This window comes from Mesorhizobium sp. CA8 (assembly GCF_020164955.1).
Taxonomy (GTDB): domain Bacteria; phylum Pseudomonadota; class Alphaproteobacteria; order Rhizobiales; family Rhizobiaceae; genus Mesorhizobium.
The window spans coordinates 101146-119352 of sequence record NZ_JAIUHG010000007.1 but is presented as its reverse complement, the minus strand read 5'-3'; the positions used below and the strand labels follow the sequence as shown (position 1 = coordinate 119352).

Sequence of the window (18207 nt, the reverse complement as noted above, 5' to 3'; positions counted from 1 at the left end):
CTCATCCGGCCGCTTCGCGGCCACCTTCTCACCATGGGGAGAAGAGGCTGACTTCGGCGCCGGTGACCTCCTCTCCCCTTGGGGAGAGGTCGGATTGCGCCGAATTGCCTTTGCAATTCGGCTGGCAATCCGGGTGAGGGGGAGTGCCTGGCGCGTCAAGTCGACAAGATCGCCAGCTCCTCGCTCGTCAGATGCCGCGCCTTGCCCTTGGCAAGCTCGCCGAGCTGAAGGCCGCCGATCGCCACCCTGACCAGCCTCAGCACCTCGATGTCGAAAGCGCCGAGCAGCCTGCGGATCTGCCGGTTGCGTCCTTCGTCGAGCACGATCTCCAGCCAGGCTGTCCGCCCGCCGCTGCGCAACAGCGCGATCGAGCTTGCCGTGAGCAACTCGCCATCGACGACGGCGCCCTGACGAAAGTGCTCCAGCATCGCCTCGTCAGCCGCGGCGGCGATCTGCACGTGATAGGTCTTATCGACATGCGAGGCGGGGTCGAGCAGCCCGTTCGCCCAGCGCGTGTCGTTGCTCAGCAAAAGCAGCCCTTCGCTCGCCTTGTCGAGCCGGCCGACCGGCGACACGAAGGGCAGGTCGAGTCCTTCCAGGCAGTCATAGACCGTGCCGCGACCTTCGGGATCATCGCGGGTGGTGACCAGCCCGCGCGGCTTGTTGAGCATCAGATAGACCTTGCGCTCGGCGACGACGCGCTTGCCGTCGACACTGATGCTGTCGCGGTCGGGATCGATGCGCAGCAAGGCATCGCGCACCGTCTTGCCGGTTACTTGCACGCGCCCCTCGGCGACCAGATTCTCGGCCTGCGTGCGCGAGCAGAAGCCCATCTTGGAGAGCGCTCGGGCGAGGCTGACCTTTGGGGTTGCGGATCCTCTGTCGGGTTGGCGTGCCACTATCTTTCTCTTCGATCGCCTCAAAACGCCGCAACCGATGCCACGCTTGGCGAGATGGGCGCAAGCGGCTCCGTCACCTGCTTCGGGTCGTCCAATTTCACTCCTGCGGCGCGCTCAGCCGCCGGTAGCTGACTCCGTCGAATGTTGCCGTCACGAAGCTGTTGACCGACATGTTGCGCTTGCGCCCGTCGCTGCAGGCATAGAGCGGCCAGCCCGCCTCGCTGCACTCGCTGGCCATGCATATGCGGGTCACGCAGTTGCCGACCGTCAAGCGAAAGCCGCCTTTGCCGGCAAAGCCCTGCAGCAGGCTGCCGTCCGCCGAGCGCCATGTCCGTTGCTGGAATTCGGGCCGCAGCAGGCGAGGCTCGAGCGGCGCGGCCAAACCGGCCTGGGCCGCGGAGCCCGAATATTGAAGCCGGTAGCGCGCCATGCCGGTGGTGTATGCCGTGATAAGGTCGGATTGGCCCGAATAGGCTGCGGCGAGGTCGGAGCGGTCGAAAAGATGGGATGCGCGCGGCTCCGCCCCTGACGGTCTCGTCAGGGCAGCGATGGCGACAAAAGCCAGGCAGACGCGCAACATCCCGATTTCCAGCAGCCAAACCCCATCCGGCGTGCCGGCTCGCCGGCTGCCTGCGCGTACAATCTTTCCAATCGGATTTTCGCGCAAGCGTCCGTTTCAGGGGCGGCTTTGCTTTGTCAGCTATTGGCGGCCGGCGGCAGCTCGAACAGGGTGGCGCCGTTCTCCCGCCCCCGGTCAATATAGCCGATCACGCGGAACCATTTCGCGACGTCGGGCCTGTCCAGCCAGCTGCGCGAATGGATGGGAAGATTGCCGGCGAGCGCCTGGACATGGCGGATATGGCGCCTGCAGAAGCGGACCGTCGCGGCGTTGAAAAAATCCTCCCGCGCGGCAAAGAGCGTATCGGCGGCGTCCGCGTGCTCGTGCCAGGCGATGATCGCAACCGTCCTGTCGTCCTGCGCGAGCGCATGCGCCCGGCCTTCCTTCAGGTTCATCATCAGATTGTCATAGGCGCTTTTGCTGTCCTTGCCGGCCGCCACATATTCGTCCGACATTCGCTTGGACAGGCCGCGGAAAACATCTTCGAGGTCTCCGACCGTCGCCGCGCGTGCTCTCATGTCTCCTCCTGACAGCCCGGGTAGCAGTTTGCCTCAAGGAACAGAGATCACCAAGAAAACCAAATCCCCGCTCCGGGCTGTGCGCGCAATCTCATTCCGTGCGGAAGGGGGTCGACCACTGATCACGCTCGCATATCAGCGTCGGCTTGAGATCACATTTCCGCCGGCCTTACCCTGGCGGAAACGGCCGCACGGGGCGGCACCATTGGAGTGGCAGAAGAAAGCGTATCGTTGAATTCATCGCCAGCCTGCCATACAAGTTGCAAGCTTTCGACTGGCCTTGGACTGCAGCGTTAGGGGTATGCATTGACGTCGAGCAGGCCGATCCTGATCACCGGCGCAGCCGGCTTCATAGGGTTTCACCTTTGCCAGAGGCTGCTTGCCGAAGGACGGCAGGTTGTCGGCCTCGATTCCATGAGCGAGTATTACGACGTCGCCCTGAAGCAGGCGCGCCTCGAGCGGTTGAAAAGATTCCCGCACTTTCGTTTCGAACATGTCGATCTCGCCGACCGCGATGGTATCTCGGCGGTCTTTGCCTCGGCCGCGCCGGAGATCGTCGTCAATCTCGCTGCGCAGGCGGGCGTCCGCTATTCGCTGATCAATCCGCATGTCTACGCCCAAAGCAATCTCAACGGCTTCCTCAACATCCTGGAAGGGTGCCGGCAGGCCTCGGTCGGCCATCTCGTCTATGCATCGTCGAGCTCGATCTATGGCGGCAGCAGCCGCATGCCGTTCTCGGTGCATGATTCCGCCGACCATCCCCTTAGCCTCTATGCCGCCAGCAAGAAGGCGAACGAGCTGATGGCCCACACCTACAGCCATCTGTTCGGGCTGCCGACAACGGGCTTGCGCTTCTTCACCGTCTACGGTCCGTGGGGACGGCCCGACATGGCTTTGTTCATCTTCACCAAGGCCATCCTCGCCGGCCAGCCGATCGACGTCTTCAACCACGGCAACATGCAGCGCGATTTCACTTATATCGACGACATCGTCGAAGGGGTGGTCCGCGTCATGCATCATCCCGCGACGCCCAATCCCGATTGGACAAATGCTGCGCCGGATCCCGCGACAAGCAATGCACCGTTCAGGATCCACAACATTGGCGACAGCTCGCCCATCGAGCTGAAACGGCTGATCGACGTGCTGGAAGAAGCGCTTGGGCGCAAAGCCATCCGCAATATGATGCCGCTCCAGCCGGGCGACGTGCCGGCAACTTTCGCCGATGTGACCTCGCTCGAAGAGGTGACCGGCTTCAAGCCCAGCATCCCGATCGAAATCGGCGTCCCGCGCTTCGTGGAATGGTATCGGGATTTTTACCGGGTCTGATGGCAGTTAGCGGCCGCAAACCGAGCTTGCTGGGCGTTCAGTCGGCCTGGCGTGCCTGCCTGTCGATCCAGAGCGCGATCAGCGTGCAGGCGGCGCCCGAAAGCAAATAGGCGCCGGCGGCGATAAGGCCGAAAGTACCGGCCAGCAGCAGCGCCGCAAGCGGCGCGAAGCCAGCGCCGAACATCCAGGCGAGGTCCGACGTCACGGCCGAGCCCGTATAGCGGTGCCGGCGCGAGAAGCTCGATGCGACGACGCCCGAGGATTGCCCGAAGCTTAGGCCCAGCAGGATGAAGCCCAGCACCATGAACACCGTCTCGCCGACGGTGCCGCCATTGAGAAGCTGCGGGGCAAAGCCGCTGAACGCGGCGATGGCGACGGCGCCGCCGCCGAGCAGGGCGCGACGTCCGACGCGGTCGGCTAGCGGGCCTGATGCGACGATCGCAGCGATGCCGAACAGCGCGCTCACCGCCTCGATGACCAGGAAGCGCTCCGGCCCTTCATTGGTGAACAGGAACACCCAGGACAGCGGGAACACCGTCACCATGTGGAACAGGGCGAAGCTCGCCAGCGGCGCGAAGGCGCCGACGACGACGTTACGGCCTTCCGTGCGGATCATGTCCCTGATGCGGGTCGGCTGCAGGTCGCCGCTCTCATAGAGTTTCGAGAACTCGGGCGTCACCACGATGCGCAGTCTGGCAAACAGCGCCACGACATTGATGGCGAATGCGACGAAGAAGGGGTAACGCCAACCCCAGGCGAAGAAATCTTCGGCCGAGAGGTTGGCAACGAAGAAGGCAAACAGCGAGCTGGCCACGATGAGGCCGATCGGCGCGCCGAGCTGCGGGATCATCGCATAGATGCCGCGCCGGTTCTGCGGCGCATTCAGCGCCAGGAGCGAGGGCAGCCCGTCCCAGGTCCCGCCGAGCGCAAGGCCCTGCAGGAACCGGGTAAGCGCCAGCAGCCAGGCAGCGACCGCGCCGACGTCTTCATAGGAGGGCAGGAACGCCATGGCGACGGTCGAGGTGCCGAGCAGGAACAGCGCGATCGTAAGCTTGGCGCCGCGGCCATAGGCGCGGTCGATCGCCATGAACAGCACGGTGCCGAACGGGCGGGCGATGAAGGCAAGCGCGAAGATGGCGAAGGAATAGAGCGTCCCCACCAGCGGGTCGTGCGTTGGAAACACAAGCTTGGGGAACACGATCACGGAAGCGATCGCATAGACGAAGAAATCGAAGAATTCCGACGTTCTGCCGATGATCACGCCGACCGCAATATCGCCCGCGCTGACCTGGCCGTGATGCGAGCCGATCAGCCTGCTGTCAGTTTCGGCAGTCGAGGTTTCAGCCATCTTGTCCGTCGTCACCGAGCTCAAGTTCGGAACGCGATTGTCGTCCCGATGCGATGTTGTCGTCATCCAGATGCGATGTTGTCGTCATCCAATTATGCGTGCACACTTTCGCCAAAGCCATAGCAATCCGGCATTGGACAAATTGTCCAATGTCGTCGCCGTGACGGCGGCAGTAGCCGTTGGTCATATCGCATCGCAACCTGCAAAGACCTGCTGCAGGCCCATCGAGGGCAGCGTTTGATGGAACGATCCGGAGCCTTGCTTCTTTTTCCGCTGGCTGTGCTGCTCAGCGGCTGCGACTTCGTCGTGCTGGCGCCCGCGGGCGACGTGGCAGTGCAGCAGCGCGACCTGCTCGTCGTCTCGACCCTGCTGATGCTGCTCATCATCCTGCCCGTTATGGCGCTGACCGTGCTGTTTGCCTGGCGCTACCGGCAATCCAGCACTACGGCGACCTATACACCGGACTGGGACCATTCGACCAAGCTGGAGCTGGTGATCTGGGCCGCGCCCCTGCTCGTCATCATATGCCTCGGCGCGCTCACCTGGCTCGGCACGCATCTGCTCGATCCCTATCGGCGCATCGACCGGATCGAGGCTGGACAGCCGGTCACGCAGAACCACAAGCCGCTCAAGGTCGAGGTCGTCGCGCTCGATTGGAAATGGCTCTTCATCTATCCGGATTACGGCATCGCCTCCGTCAACGAGCTGGCGGCGCCGGTCAACCAGCCGATCGACTTCCGCATCACCTCCTCCACGGTGATGAACTCCTTCTACATCCCGGCCCTTGCCGGGCAGATCTACGCCATGCCGAGCATGGAGACCAAGCTGCACGCCGTCATCAACAGGCCGGGCACCTATACCGGCTTCTCGGCCAACTACAGCGGCGCCGGCTTCTCCGGCATGCGCTTTGCGTTCCACGGCCTCTCCGACCAGGCCTTCGGCGAGTGGGTGGCGCAGACCAAAAACACGCAGGCTACGCTCAGCCGCGAGACCTATCTCGAGCTCGAACGTCCGAGCGAGAACGAGCCGGTCCGCCACTATGCCTCCGTCGATCCCGACCTTTATGGCGCGATCCTCAATCTGTGCGTCGAGCGCGGCAAGATGTGCATGAACGAGATGATCTCGATCGACGCCAAGGGCGGCCTTGGCCTGGCCGGCGTGCGCAACACCCTGCCGCTGCAATATGACAAGCTTGCGCGGCGCGGGGCGGTGTTCGGCAACGATCCGTCCTACGTAGCAAGCATCTGCACGGCGGAGGAGGCGGCCGCCGCTTCGCGCGCGGCCCGTAGTGACGATGACAGGAGCTGGCCGCTCAGGAACCTGTCCCCGCTGCGCGGCGTTGGCCTGCTCGCGCCCGGCGCCGGCAGCCGCCGAGCCGACGCCGGCGCGCCGTCGCTCGGCCTGCTGCGCTTCGAATTGTGAGGGATCGCGGATGCCTGAGTCGCTGACCAAATTCATCTTCGGCCGCCTCACTTTGGAGTCGCTGCCGCTGCACGAGCCGATCGTTGTCGTCACCTTCATCGTGGTGGCGTTGGGCGGCCTGGCGGTGCTCGGCGCCATCACCTATTTCCGGCTCTGGGGCTATCTGTGGCGCGAGTGGTTCACCAGCGTCGACCACAAGAAGATCGGCATCATGTACATGGCGCTCGGCCTCGTCATGCTTTTGCGCGGCTTCTCCGACGCCATCATGATGCGCCTGCAGCAGGCCATCGCCTTCAACGGTTCCGAGGGCTATCTCAACGCCCATCACTACGACCAGATCTTCACCGCCCACGGCGTGATCATGATCTTCTTCGTGGCGATGCCCTTCGTCACCGGGCTGATGAACTTCGTCGTGCCGCTGCAGATCGGCGCGCGCGACGTCTCCTTCCCCTTCCTCAACAATTTCAGCTTCTGGATGACGGTCGGCGGCGCCATACTGGTGATGGCCTCGCTGTTCGTCGGCGAGTTCGCCCGTACCGGCTGGCTGGCCTATCCGCCGCTCTCGGGCATCAACTACAGTCCCGATGTCGGCGTCGATTATTACATATGGGCGCTGCAGGTGGCGGGTGTCGGAACGACCTTGTCCGGCATCAACCTGATCTGCACCATCATCAAGATGCGCGCCCCCGGCATGACCATGATGCGCATGCCCGTCTTCACCTGGACCTCGCTCTGCACCAACGTGCTGATCGTGGCGTCCTTCCCGGTGCTGACGGCGGTGCTCACGCTGCTCGCGCTCGACCGCTATGTCGGCACCAACTTCTTCACCAACGACTTCGGCGGCAACCCGATGATGTATGTGAACCTCATCTGGATATGGGGCCACCCCGAGGTCTACATCCTCATCCTGCCGCTGTTCGGCGTCTTCTCCGAGGTCACCTCGACCTTCTCCGGCAAGCGCCTGTTCGGCTACACCTCGATGGTCTACGCCACGGTGGTCATCACCATCCTGTCCTACCTCGTCTGGCTGCACCACTTCTTCACCATGGGCTCCGGCGCCAGCGTCAATTCCTTCTTCGGCATCACCACGATGATCATCTCGATCCCGACCGGGGCGAAGATATTCAACTGGCTGTTCACCATGTATCGCGGCCGCATCCGCTTCGAGCTGCCGATGATGTGGACGGTGGCCTTCATGCTCACCTTCGTCGTCGGCGGCATGACCGGCGTGCTGCTTGCGGTGCCGCCGGCCGACTTCGTACTGCACAACAGCCTGTTCCTGATCGCGCATTTCCACAACGTCATCATCGGCGGCGTGCTGTTCGGCCTGTTCGCCGGCATCGCCTATTGGTGGCCCAAGGCCTTCGGCTTCAAGCTCGATCCGTTCTGGGGCAAGGTCTCGTTCTGGTGTTGGGTGCTCGGCTTCTGGTTCGCCTTCATGCCGCTCTACATCCTCGGCCTGATGGGGGTGACGCGCCGCATGCGCGCGTTCGACGATCCCTCGCTGCAGATATGGTTCGTGATCGCCGCATTTGGCGCGGTGCTGATCGCCTGCGGCATCGCCGCATTCCTGGTCCAGATCTTCGTCTCCATCCGCAAGCGCGCGGAACTGGTTGATGTCACCGGCGATCCGTGGGACGGCCGCACGCTCGAATGGTCGACCTCCTCGCCGCCGCCGGCCTACAATTTCGCCTTCACGCCCATCATCCGCGACAACGACGCCTGGTGGGACATGAAGAAGGCCGGCTACCGGCGCCCGCTCTCCGGCTTCAGGCCGATCCATATGCCGAAAAACACCGGCACAGGGGTGATCCTCGCCGCCTTCAGCGTCGCGCTGGGCTTCGGCCTGATCTGGTACATATGGTGGCTGGCGGCGCTGAGCTTCGTCTGCCTGATCGCCACCGCGATCGGCCATACCTTCAACTATCATCGCGACTTCGACATCCCGGCGTCCGAGGTCGCCCAAACGGAAGAGGCGAGGACGACGCTCCTCGTTGCTGAGGGGGCTAGGGCTTGAGCATGGCATCGACGGCGATCACGGCCGGCTCAGAGCCGGTCTTCCACCTGGAAGAGGAGCATGCGCACGCCGAAGGCGGCAGCACCATGCTCGGCTTCTGGCTCTATCTGATGAGCGACTGCCTGATCTTCGCCATGCTGTTCGCTGCCTTTGGCGTGCTCGGCGGCAATTACGCGGCGGGTCCGGCGCCGAAGGACCTGTTCGATCTTGGTCTGGTGGCGGTCAACACCACCATGCTGCTCCTGTCCTCGATCACCTATGGCTTTGCCATGTTGACCATGGACAAGGGTCGCGTCGGCGCGACGCAAGGCTGGCTCGCGGTGACCATGCTGTTCGGCCTGGCGTTCCTGTCCATCGAGCTCTACGAATTCGCGCATATGATCCATGAAGGCGCGACGCCGCAGCGCAGCGCCTTCCTGTCGTCCTTCTTCACGCTGGTCGGCACGCACGGCCTGCACGTCACCTTCGGCATCGTCTGGATGCTGACGCTGATGGTGCAGGTCGCGCGATACGGCCTCATCAAAGCCAACCGTCGCCGGCTTATGTGCCTCTCGATGTTCTGGCACTTCCTGGATATCGTCTGGATTGGCGTCTTCACCTTCGTCTATCTGATGGGGATGCTCAGATGAGCGCTCATGATCATGCCGATCACGACCACACCCATGGCGGCGCCGCGCACGGGACGCTGAGGGGTTATCTGATCGGCTTCGTCCTGTCGGTGATCCTCACCGCCATCCCGTTCTGGATGGTCATGACAGGCGCCCTCGACAACAAGCAGGCCACGGCCACCATCATCATGGCGTTCGCGGTGGTGCAGATCGTGGTGCACATGGTCTTCTTCCTGCATATGAACCCCGCCTCGGAAGGCGGATGGTCGATGCTGGCGCTCATTTTCACGGTCATCCTCGTCGTCATCGTGCTGAGCGGCTCGCTCTGGGTGATGTACCACCTCAACGCCAACATGATGCCCGGGCTCCACGAGATGCGGCAGATGCCATGAACCCCATTTCGGGCGCGTCGGGCGCGGAGAGGGCCAAAGTCGAGGCAAAGGACATGACCAGCCGGGCAGGTATCGGCTCTCATGCGGCCTCGAAGGGTTCCGCGTCGCGTTTGTTGCTTGCGCTGCTTGGGCTTCTCGGCGTCCTGGTGTTTCTCGGGCTCGGCATCTGGCAGCTGGAAAGACGGGTCTGGAAGCTCGACCTGATCGCCCGCGTCGACCAGCGCATCCATGCTCCCGCCGGCGATGCGCCTGGCCCGCAAGACTGGAACGGGTTGAGCGCGCCGGAGTACGAATATCGCCATGTGCGCCTGGCCGGGCATTTCCTCGGGGGCGCCAACACGCTGGTGCAGGCAGTGACCGAGCTTGGCAGCGGCTACTGGGTGCTGACGCCGATGCGCGACGACCGCGGTTTCACGGTCCTCGTCAACCGCGGCTTGATCCCGCAGGAGCGCAAGGCGGAGTTCGAACGGGAGAATGCCGCGCTCACCTCGCCGGCGACGGTTGACGGGCTGCTGCGCACCAGCGAGCCCGGCGGCGGTTTCCTGCGCAGCAACGATCCCGCTGTCGATCGCTGGTATTCGCGCGACATCGATGCCATCGCCAAGGCACGCGGCCTGACCGACGTCGCGCCCTATTTTGTCGATGCCGAGGCCTCCGGCGCTGCTGGCTGGCCGCGCGGCGGGCTCACCGTCGTCACCTTTCGCAACAGCCATCTGATCTATGCCTTGACCTGGTTTGCCCTGGCAGGGATGCTGGCGGTGGCGCTTGCCAGGCAGGTCCCCGGTCGCCCCCAGCGGGAAGCGCCGAGATGAGCATCTCGATAGCCAGGCCCCATCGCGACAAGCCGTTCCTGACGGTTCCTCCGACCGGGCGGGGAGGCGTCGCCTCGAACGCCGATGTCACGAACAGGAAGAACCTGCTCCTGCTCATCCAACTGCGCTGGCTGGCGGTGGCGGGGCAGGTGCTGACCATCCTGGTGACGCAATACTGGTTCGCCATCCCTTTGCCGCTGACCGAGATGGCCGGCGTGGTGCTTTTCCTCGTCGGGCTCAACATCTTCAGCCTGCTCGCCCTACGCGGCAATCGCCGCATCTCCAACGCGCAGCTCTTCGTCGCGCTGATCTTCGACATGGCGGCGCTGACGACGGAGCTTTACCTGAGCGGCGGCGCCTCGAATCCGTTCGTGTCGCTCTATCTGCTGCAGATCACGCTCGGCGCCGCGCTGCTGGCCCCATGGTCGACCTGGCTCCTGGTGGTGGCGGCCTCCGCCTGCTTCGTCTTCCTCATCTTCGTCTTCCAGCCGATCGCGCTCCCGCATCACGGTGGCAGCGATCTCCTGGCGCTGCATCTGCGCGGCATGTTCATCTGCTTCGTGCTCGCGGCCGGGCTGATCGTGATCTTCATGACGCGCATCAACCGCAACCTGCGCGAACGCGACGCCTATCTCGCCGACCTGCGCCAGCGTTCGGCCGAGGAAGATCACATCGTGCGCATGGGGCTGCTGGCCTCGGGTGCCGCGCATGAACTGGGCACACCGCTCTCGACCATATCGGTCATCCTGTCCGACTGGCGCCAGATGCGCGGCGTCAGGCGCAACCGCGAGCTTTCCGAGGACGTGGCCGAGATGCAGGCGCAGATCGAACGCTGCAAAGGCATCGTCACGGGCATTCTCATGTCCTCCGGCCAGGCGCGGGGCGAGGGCACCATCCGCACCACGATCCGCCGGTTCCTCGACGATCTCGTCGAGGAATGGCGCGTCAGCCGCCAGCCTATCAAGCTGGACTACGGCAATGGTTTCGAGCCGGACGAGCCGATCGTGTCCGACACGGCGCTGAAACAAGTGATCTTCAATGTGCTCGACAATGCGCAGGAAGCATCGCACGATTGGGTCGGCATCACTGCCGAGCGGCAGGATGAGAAGCTGGTGCTCTCCGTCGAGGATCGCGGCCCGGGTTTCGACAAGGATATTCTGGCAACGCTCGGCCAGCCCTATATGTCGAGCAAGGGGCGTCCGGGCGGCGGCCTGGGCCTCTTCCTGGTGTTCAACGTGGTGCGCAAGCTCGGCGGCGACGTTTCGGCGCGCAACATGGCCAAGGGCGCCTGCGTTACCCTTTCGCTGCCGCTGGCGGCGTTGACCGATGGAGGCGATCGTGAAGCCTGATCGATCCTTGTTTATTGTCGAGGACGACGCGACTTTCGCGCGGACGCTCAAACGCTCGTTTGAAAAGCGCGACTACGACGTCGTGGTCTGCCACGACCGCGAGGCGCTGCTGGTCGCGCTGGAAACGGTGGTTCCGGCCTACGCCGTCGTCGATCTCAAGCTCGGAGCGGGATCGGGGCTCGAATGTGTCAAGCTGCTCGGCGCCCGCAATCCGTCGATGCGCATCGTGGTGCTGACGGGATTTGCCAGCATCGCCACGGCGGTCGAGGCGATCAAGCTCGGCGCCTGCCATTATCTGGCCAAGCCTGCCAACACCGATGACATCGAAGCCGCCTTCGGCCGTGCCGAGGGCGATGTCTCGGTTGCGCTCACCAGCCGCCCCACCTCGATCAAGAATCTCGAATGGGAGCGCATCCACGAAACGCTGGTCGAGACCGGCTTCAACATCTCCGAAACCGCGCGCCGGCTCGGCCTGCACCGGCGCACGCTCGCCCGCAAGCTCGAGAAGCGCGTGGTGCAGTAGGGCGCCGCGCCAGGATTATTCCCGAACGGCCACGCCCAGCACCGAGACGCAGTCGCCCGCCTTGACAAGGCCGGGGAAATGACGCGCGGCGAGGAGCCCTGACATCCTGGCCCTGATCTCCTGCGGCGCCTGCCCGGTGCGGCCGACCGGATGGATGCGCGCGACAACCTGGCCGTCCTTCACGGGTTCGCCGAGATCGACCATCGTCTCGATCATGCCGTCATCCTCGGCGAAGGCGAAGCAATCACCGGACGGCATGTCCAGCCACTGAGTTCTGTCCTTCTCGATCGCACCATCGACGATGCCGGCGTGGCGCAGCACGTTGAGGATGCCGCGCCGGGCGATGCGTACGGTTTCGGCGCGCGAGGTTCCGCCGCCGCCGAGCTCGGTGGTGACGAAGACTTTGCCCATCTCCTCGGCGGCCGTGTCATACATGCCGACCGCGTCGATCTCGGTCATGCGCATGGAGAACGGCGCCGAGAAAGCCGCGACCGCGGCGAAGGCCTTTTTCTCCTGCGCTTTGTCCGGCAACGTGTGCGCCGCGCAGAACGGCACGAAATCCAGCGTTTTGCCGCCCGAGTGGAAGTCGAAGACGACGTCCGCGCGCGGTAGCAACTCGCGCTGGAAATAGTCGGCGATCTTCTCCGTCACCGTGCCGTCCGGCCGCCCAGGGAAAGAGCGGTTCATGTTGCCCTTGTCGATCGGCGAGGTGCGCGTGCCGGCGCGGAACGCCGGATAGTTCATCGCCGGCACGATGATGACCGTGCCGGAGACATTTTTCGGATCGAGGGTGCGGGCGAGTTCGTAAAGCGCCAGCGGCCCCTCATACTCGTCGCCGTGATTGCCGCCGGTGAGCAGCGCCGTCGAGCCCTTGCCGTTGCGCACGACACAGACCGGGATCATCACAGAGCCCCAGGCGGAATCGTCCCGGCTGTAGGGCAGGCGCAGGAAGCCGTGCTGGACGCCGTCGCGCTCGAAGTCGACGGTCGGCGCGATCGGCGACGGACGCAAAGCGGACATCGGCTCAGTCCTTCACGAACAGCTTGCGCGGCACATTGGCCAGGCACTCGACGCCGGTGTCGGTGATCAGGATCGACTCGGTGATCTCCAGACCCATCGTCTCCAGCCACAGTCCAGTCATGAAATGGAAGGTCATGCCGGGTTTGAGCTCGGTGCGGTCGCCGGGGCGCAGGCTCATGGTGCGCTCGCCCCAGTCCGGCGGATAGGAAAGACCGATCGAGTAGCCGGTGCGGTTGTCCTTGACGATGCCGTACTTTTTCAAGATGGCGAAGAAGGCATTGGCGATGTCCTCGCAGGCATTGCCCGGCTTGGCGGCGGCCAGACCTGCTTCCATGCCCTCAAGTGTGGCCTTCTCGGCATCGAGGAACGCCTGCGTCGGCTTGCCGAGGAAGACAGTGCGCGACAGCGGGCAGTGGTAGCGGTTGTAGCAGCCGGCGATCTCGAAGAATGTGCCTTCGTTCACCTTCATCGGCTTGTCGTCCCAGGTGAGATGCGGCGCCGAGGCGTCCGCTCCCGACGGCAAGAGCGGCACGATCGCCGGATAGTCGCCGCCGATGCCGGCGACGCCGCGGGTGCCGGCATCGTAGATCTCGGCGACCAGGTCGCATTTGCGCATGCCGACCTCTATTTTGTCGACGATGCGCTGGTGCATCGCCTCGACGATGCGGGCGGCCTTGCGCATATAGTCGATCTCGGTCGGGCTCTTCACCGCGCGCTGCCAGTTGACCAGCGCCGTGGCGTCGGCGAAACGGGCGTTGGGCAGGTGCTTCTGCAGCGACGCGAAAGCGGCGGCAGAAAACCAGTAATTGTCCATCTCGACGCCGATGCTCAGCTTGTCCCAGCCGCGCTCGGCCAGCACGCTGGCGAGGTAATCCATCGGATGCCGCTCGGTCGACTGCACATAATGGTCGGCGTAGCCGATGATGTTGTCATGCGCGAGATAGGCGGTGCGCTTGGCGCCGTTGGCGTCCTGGCCGCGGCCGTACCAGACAGGCTCGCCGGAAGGCGGCACGATGACGGCCTGATGCACATAGAATGACCAGCCGTCATAGCCCGTCAGCCAGGCCATGTTGGAAGGATCGCTGACGATCAGCAGATCGACGCCTTTAGCCTCCATGGCTTTTCGCGTCTTGGCGAGGCGATCGGCAAATTCGCTCCGCGAGAATTTCAGGTTTGGCTGCATTTTGTTGTCCTCGTTTGTTGGGCCTGGCGGCCAGCATCAACTTTCGAAAGCGAGCCCGGCATTGGCGGCGCGCGCACAGTCGCGAGCCAAAGTGGCGATGGCGGTGTCCTGCACGCCGGTGCCGGTGAGATCGGCGATGGTGATGTCGCTCGCCGAGCGCCGGCCGGGCTTGCTGCCGGCGATGATCTGGCCGAGCTCCGTCACTTCGGCGTCGGCGGCGAAGACCGCCGCCTCGATGGCGTGATGGAGTTCGCCCAGGCGCCGCGTCTGCTTGGCGCTGTCGGCGACATAGAGATCGGCCATGCGCAGGACTGCCGGCGCAATCTCGTTCTTATGCTCGGCATCCGAGCCCATGGCGGTGATGTGCTGGCCAGCGGTCACGAAACCGGCCTTGATCAGCGGTTCGGTCGACGGCGTGGTGGTGACGATGATGTCGGCGCCCGCTGCCGCGTTCGCCGCATCCGGCTCGGCCCGCACGAGGATACCGAGCTTCTCGCGCAGGCGCGCGGCGGTGGCTTCAGCCTTGGCGGCGTCGCGCGCCCAGATGCGCGCTTCCTCGATCGGCCTGACGAGACGCAGCGCTTCCAACTGCAGGCCGGCCTGCAGGCCGGCACCGAAGATCGCGGCTACGCTTGAGCCTTGGCGCGACAAATGCTTGGCCGCGACCGCGCCGGCGGCGGCCGTGCGGATATCGGTCAGATAGCCATTGTCGAGCAGAAGCGCCTCGACCACGCCGGTCTTGGCCGAAAGCAACACCATCATGCCGCCGCCACTTGGCAGGCCGAGCGTCGGATTGTCGAAGAAACCGGAGCTTATCTTGACGGCGAAGCCGTCTATGCCGGGCACATAGGCGGACTTCACGTCGACCTCGCCGCGATGTTCGGGAATGTCGAGCCGCAGAATCGGCGGCATCGCCACCGGCAGCGTGGCCAAGGCGCGAAAAGCGTTCTCGACGCAGGCGACGGCGTCCAGGTCGAGCGTCACGATCTTGCGAAGCTCCGCGTCGGTGAGGATGGTTATGCGGCTCATGCTGCGCGCTCCGCGATTGTCTCGCCGCAGACGATGCGGCGGTGCAGGCCCATGTCGATGTTTTTGCCGGAGAGGATGAGAACAGTGGTGCCGCTCACTTTGACCCTCCCGGCAAGCAGCGCGCCGATGCCGACGGCACCGGCGCCTTCGACGATCTCGCGCTCCACTCCATACGCATGGCGGATGCCGGCCGCGATCTCCTCCTCGGCAAGCAGGACGACGTCGTCGAGCAGTCCCCGGCACATGGCAAAGGTCAGCCGGTTGTCGAGCCCGATGCCGCCGCCGAGCGAATCCGCCAGTGTCGGCAGTTCCTCGACCTGCACCGGCCGGCCGGCGTCGAGGCTGGCCTTCATAGCCGCGCCCCGCGCCATCGAGATGCCGATGACCTTGGTGCCCGGGCTCATACCTTTGACGGCCGCCGCCACGCCAGTCGCCAGCCCGCCGCCCGAGAGCGGCACCAGCACGCTTGCCGCATCCGGAACCTGCTCCATGATTTCCAGCCCGAGCGTGCCTTGCCCGGCAACGATATCGGGATGGTCGAAGGGCGGCAGCATGACCAGTCCTTCTTCCGCGACCAGCCTGTCGACTTCCTGCTGGGCGTCGTCCTGGCTGTTGCCGACAATGCGGATATCCGCGCCGAGGCGACGGATGGCGTCGAGCTTGTTTTCCGGCACCAGCCTCGACATGCAGATCACCGCGCGGATGCCTTCGAGCTTCGCCGCATGCGCCAGAGCGCGGCCGTGATTGCCGGTCGAGGCGGCGACGACGCCGCGCGATTTTTCTTCCGCGCCCAATGCTGCGATCGCATTGGAAGCGCCGCGCAGCTTGAAGGCGCCAGTGGTCTGGTGATGCTCCAGCTTGAGATGAACAGGACGGCCCGCGCGGTCCGAGAGGCTTTGCGACAGCACCATGGGTGTCCGCTCGACCTTGCCGGCAATGCGTTCGCGCGCAGCGCGAATATGCTGAAGCTCAACAATCATTTCGATCACGGGCACTCGTTCACTGGGCCAGCGGCTTCGTCCACAGCCGGCCGAATTCGGGCCGGGGCGTCTCGTCGCCGCAGAGCCGCAGGCAGTTCCAGGCGCTGGCCTGGTTGCTGGTGACGACCGGACGTCCGATCGCCTCTTCCATAGCAGGAACCGCGAGCGCGGCGCGCAGCGCGGTGCATGAGACGAACAATGCATCGGCCTGCGGATGCGTGACCTTGCGCGCCAGCTCGACCAGGGACGCCGGCGTGATGCGCGCCATCTCGCGGTCGTCCTCGAAACCGAGGCAGGAGAAGCTCTGGATGTCGAAGCCATGCGCGGCGAAATAGGTGGCCATCGGCCGGCTGGTCTCGACGGTGTAAGGAGTCAGGATGCTGATGCGCTTCACCCCGAAAGCGTTCAGGCCGCGCACGCCGGCCATCGGCGGGGTGACGACGGGCACGCCGGGCTTGGCTGCATGGATCGCCTGCTCGATCTCGGGGTCGCCGATCACCACCGACGCAGAGGTGCACGAATAGCATATCGCATCGAGCGGCTCGTCCGGCAGGATGAGCGCCGCGCCCGCCGAAAGCGACGGCTGCATCTTGCGCAGATTTTCCGGCGTCGTCGGGTTGGCATAGGGAATGCGCGCGACATAGACGCCGATCTGCTCGCTCGCCACCATGCGGCGGAAGTCCACTTCGCTTGTGTGATCGGTGGCTAAAGCAATCAGGCCGATGCGCTTTTCCAGCGGCCGCGCGTTCAGCGTGGGGCGCGCCGTTTCGAGGCGGATCTCGGGCAATGCTTTCATGACTTTCATCTTTCGATCCTGCCGTAGCGATGCTCCAGCCAGCGCAACAGCACGACGGAGCAGAGGCTGATGACGAGGAAAAAGGCGCCGACCAGTGTCATCGGCTCGATGTAGCGGTAGTAGGTGTTGGCGACGCTCTTGGCCTGGTTCATCAGTTCCAGCACGGTAATCGCCGACAGCAGCGGCGTCTCCTTGAACATGGCGATGAAATAGTTGGCCAAGGCCGGGATCATCGGCGGGATGGCCTGCGGCAGGATGATATGCGTCCAGGTGTGGCGGCCGCCCAGATTACAGGCCTTGGCAGCTTCCCACTGACCGCGCGGCACATTGTCGATGCCGGCGCGGTAGACTTCGGCAGTGTAGGTGCCGTAATGCAGGCCGAGCCCGATGACGCCCGCCACCAGCGGCGGCAGCAGGATGCCGATATCGGGCAGCACGTAGAAGATGAAATAGAGCTGCACCAGGAGCGGCGTGCCTCGGATGAACTCGGCGAACCAGCCGACGCTGCGCGCGACGATCCGGTTCTCCGATCGACGCGCCAGCGCGATCCCAAGCCCCACGATCGCCGCCAGGATCGAGCCGAGCACCGTCGCCAGGATGGTGATCTTCACCCCCTGGATCAGGGTCGGCATAATCTCCCAGACGAAATTCCAATCCCATTCCATCAGACGCGCACTCCGTCGAGGCCGCGCGCCATGCGGCGCTCCAGCGTGCGAATGCCCCAGGAGATGACCAGCGCCAGCGCGAAATAGATGACGAGAACGGAGAGGAAGGGCATCAGCGTGCTGCCCGTCTGCGAGCGCACCACCTGCGCCTGGAAGGTGAGATCGGCGAGCGAGATCAGCGAAACGACCGACGTCGCCTTGAGCAGCTCGATCGCGTTGTTGCCGAAGGTCGGCAGCATGACCAGAAGCGCCTGCGGCAGGATGACGTGGCGCATGCCTTGCCAGCGGCCGAGATTGAGCGCCGTGCAGGCCTCATATTGCTCGCGGCCGACCGACAGGATGGCACCGCGCACGACTTCCGCCGCATAGGCGCCGACATTCAAGCCCAGCGCCAGCACGCCGGCCTGCAGCGGCGTCAGCGACAGGCCGGCGAAGGGCAGCACGAAATAGGCCCAGAACAACTGCACGAAGATCGAGGTGCCGCGGAAGAATTCGATGTAGGTCGTCGCCAACGCGCGGATGATGAAGAAGCGCGACACGCGCCCCATGCCGGCAAGGAAGGCCATGATCAGCGCAAGCACCGACCCCATCAGCGTCAGCTCGATGGTGACAAGCGCTCCCTGCAATATCAGGCCGAGATAGCCGGACCACTGGGTCATAAAACTAGAAGTTTCCAACGTTTGCGTTTGTGCGAGGTCGCC

General features: G+C 64.3%; 20 protein-coding genes. 8 read left to right on the top strand and 12 right to left on the bottom strand.

The features are described 5' to 3' along the window. Positions 1-155 precede the first annotated feature (155 nt). From LB553_RS10375 to LB553_RS10365, 3 genes are all read right to left on the bottom strand, one after another. The gene (locus LB553_RS10375) at positions 156-899 is read right to left on the bottom strand and encodes a pseudouridine synthase (RefSeq protein ID WP_224512890.1); all 744 of its coding nucleotides are present in this window, start codon (positions 897-899) and stop codon (positions 156-158) included. Positions 900-996: 97 nt separating this feature from the next. Next, complete coding sequence (locus LB553_RS10370) at positions 997-1479, bottom strand: hypothetical protein (protein ID WP_224512888.1); 483 nt, start codon at positions 1477-1479, stop codon at positions 997-999. Positions 1480-1595: 116 nt separating this feature from the next. Next, positions 1596-2036, bottom strand: a complete 441-nt coding sequence (locus tag LB553_RS10365; protein WP_224512886.1) for a hypothetical protein — start codon at positions 2034-2036, stop codon at positions 1596-1598. Positions 2037-2342: 306 nt separating this feature from the next. Here LB553_RS10365 and LB553_RS10360 point away from each other — a divergent pair, with 306 nt between their 5' ends. Then, on the top strand, positions 2343-3362 hold the full coding sequence (locus LB553_RS10360) for an NAD-dependent epimerase (RefSeq protein ID WP_224512884.1): 1020 nt from the start codon (positions 2343-2345) through the stop codon (positions 3360-3362). A gap of 37 nt (positions 3363-3399) precedes the next feature. Here LB553_RS10360 and LB553_RS10355 read toward each other — a convergent pair whose 3' ends face one another. Both LB553_RS10355 and LB553_RS10350 read right to left on the bottom strand, forming a co-directional pair. Further along, positions 3400-4710, bottom strand: coding sequence for an MFS transporter (locus LB553_RS10355; protein WP_224512882.1), 1311 nt, complete (start codon positions 4708-4710; stop codon positions 3400-3402). Next, positions 4703-4897, bottom strand: coding sequence for a hypothetical protein (locus tag LB553_RS10350; protein WP_224512880.1), 195 nt, complete (start codon positions 4895-4897; stop codon positions 4703-4705). Before LB553_RS10350 ends, LB553_RS10355 begins: the two co-directional genes overlap by 8 nt. Positions 4898-4950: 53 nt before the next feature. Between LB553_RS10350 and cyoA the strand changes: the two genes are divergently transcribed. From cyoA to LB553_RS10315, 7 genes are read left to right on the top strand one after another with little or no spacing between them, the layout of a single operon-like run. Continuing rightward, on the top strand, positions 4951-6132 hold the full coding sequence (cyoA, locus tag LB553_RS10345; RefSeq protein WP_224512878.1) for a ubiquinol oxidase subunit II: 1182 nt from the start codon (positions 4951-4953) through the stop codon (positions 6130-6132). A gap of 10 nt (positions 6133-6142) precedes the next feature. Next, positions 6143-8149, top strand: a complete 2007-nt coding sequence (gene cyoB / locus LB553_RS10340; RefSeq protein WP_224512876.1) for a cytochrome o ubiquinol oxidase subunit I — start codon at positions 6143-6145, stop codon at positions 8147-8149. 2 nt (positions 8150-8151) lie between these two features. Further along, the gene (cyoC, locus tag LB553_RS10335; RefSeq protein WP_224513037.1) at positions 8152-8778 is read left to right on the top strand and encodes a cytochrome o ubiquinol oxidase subunit III; all 627 of its coding nucleotides are present in this window, start codon (positions 8152-8154) and stop codon (positions 8776-8778) included. Beyond that, complete coding sequence (gene cyoD / locus LB553_RS10330) at positions 8775-9149, top strand: cytochrome o ubiquinol oxidase subunit IV (RefSeq protein WP_224512874.1); 375 nt, start codon at positions 8775-8777, stop codon at positions 9147-9149. Before cyoC ends, cyoD begins: the two co-directional genes overlap by 4 nt. Before the next feature lie 53 nt (positions 9150-9202). Continuing rightward, positions 9203-9961: an SURF1 family protein gene (locus LB553_RS10325; protein WP_224513035.1), complete on the top strand. Its 759-nt coding sequence runs from the start codon at positions 9203-9205 to the stop codon at positions 9959-9961. Continuing rightward, complete coding sequence (locus tag LB553_RS10320; RefSeq protein WP_224512873.1) at positions 9958-11310, top strand: ATP-binding protein; 1353 nt, start codon at positions 9958-9960, stop codon at positions 11308-11310. Before LB553_RS10325 ends, LB553_RS10320 begins: the two co-directional genes overlap by 4 nt. Then, entirely contained in the window at positions 11300-11833 is a 534-nt protein-coding gene (locus tag LB553_RS10315) for a response regulator transcription factor (protein WP_224512871.1), read from the top strand. The genes LB553_RS10320 and LB553_RS10315 overlap by 11 nt, the downstream gene beginning before the upstream one ends. 15 nt (positions 11834-11848) lie before the next feature. On the opposite strand, the gene doeB is transcribed toward LB553_RS10315, so the two are convergent. From doeB to ehuC, 7 genes are read right to left on the bottom strand one after another with little or no spacing between them, the layout of a single operon-like run. Then, positions 11849-12853, bottom strand: a complete 1005-nt coding sequence (gene doeB / locus LB553_RS10310; RefSeq protein ID WP_224512869.1) for a N(2)-acetyl-L-2,4-diaminobutanoate deacetylase DoeB — start codon at positions 12851-12853, stop codon at positions 11849-11851. A 4-nt stretch (positions 12854-12857) separates the two neighbouring features. Beyond that, positions 12858-14036: an ectoine hydrolase DoeA gene (gene doeA / locus LB553_RS10305; RefSeq protein WP_224512866.1), complete on the bottom strand. Its 1179-nt coding sequence runs from the start codon at positions 14034-14036 to the stop codon at positions 12858-12860. A gap of 36 nt (positions 14037-14072) precedes the next feature. Then, a complete protein-coding gene (locus tag LB553_RS10300) occupies positions 14073-15065 on the bottom strand; it encodes a cyclodeaminase (protein WP_224512865.1) in 993 nt (330 codons plus the stop codon). Then, the gene (gene eutB / locus LB553_RS10295) at positions 15062-16045 is read right to left on the bottom strand and encodes a hydroxyectoine utilization dehydratase EutB (protein ID WP_224513034.1); all 984 of its coding nucleotides are present in this window, start codon (positions 16043-16045) and stop codon (positions 15062-15064) included. Before eutB ends, LB553_RS10300 begins: the two co-directional genes overlap by 4 nt. Before the next feature lie 19 nt (positions 16046-16064). Continuing rightward, on the bottom strand, positions 16065-16841 hold the full coding sequence (eutA, locus tag LB553_RS10290) for an ectoine utilization protein EutA (RefSeq protein WP_224513033.1): 777 nt from the start codon (positions 16839-16841) through the stop codon (positions 16065-16067). Between the two features lie 5 nt (positions 16842-16846). Further along, positions 16847-17506, bottom strand: coding sequence for an ectoine/hydroxyectoine ABC transporter permease subunit EhuD (ehuD, locus tag LB553_RS10285; protein WP_224512863.1), 660 nt, complete (start codon positions 17504-17506; stop codon positions 16847-16849). After that, complete coding sequence (gene ehuC, locus LB553_RS10280; protein ID WP_224512861.1) at positions 17506-18165, bottom strand: ectoine/hydroxyectoine ABC transporter permease subunit EhuC; 660 nt, start codon at positions 18163-18165, stop codon at positions 17506-17508. The genes ehuD and ehuC overlap by 1 nt, the downstream gene beginning before the upstream one ends. Positions 18166-18207: the final 42 nt, after the last annotated feature.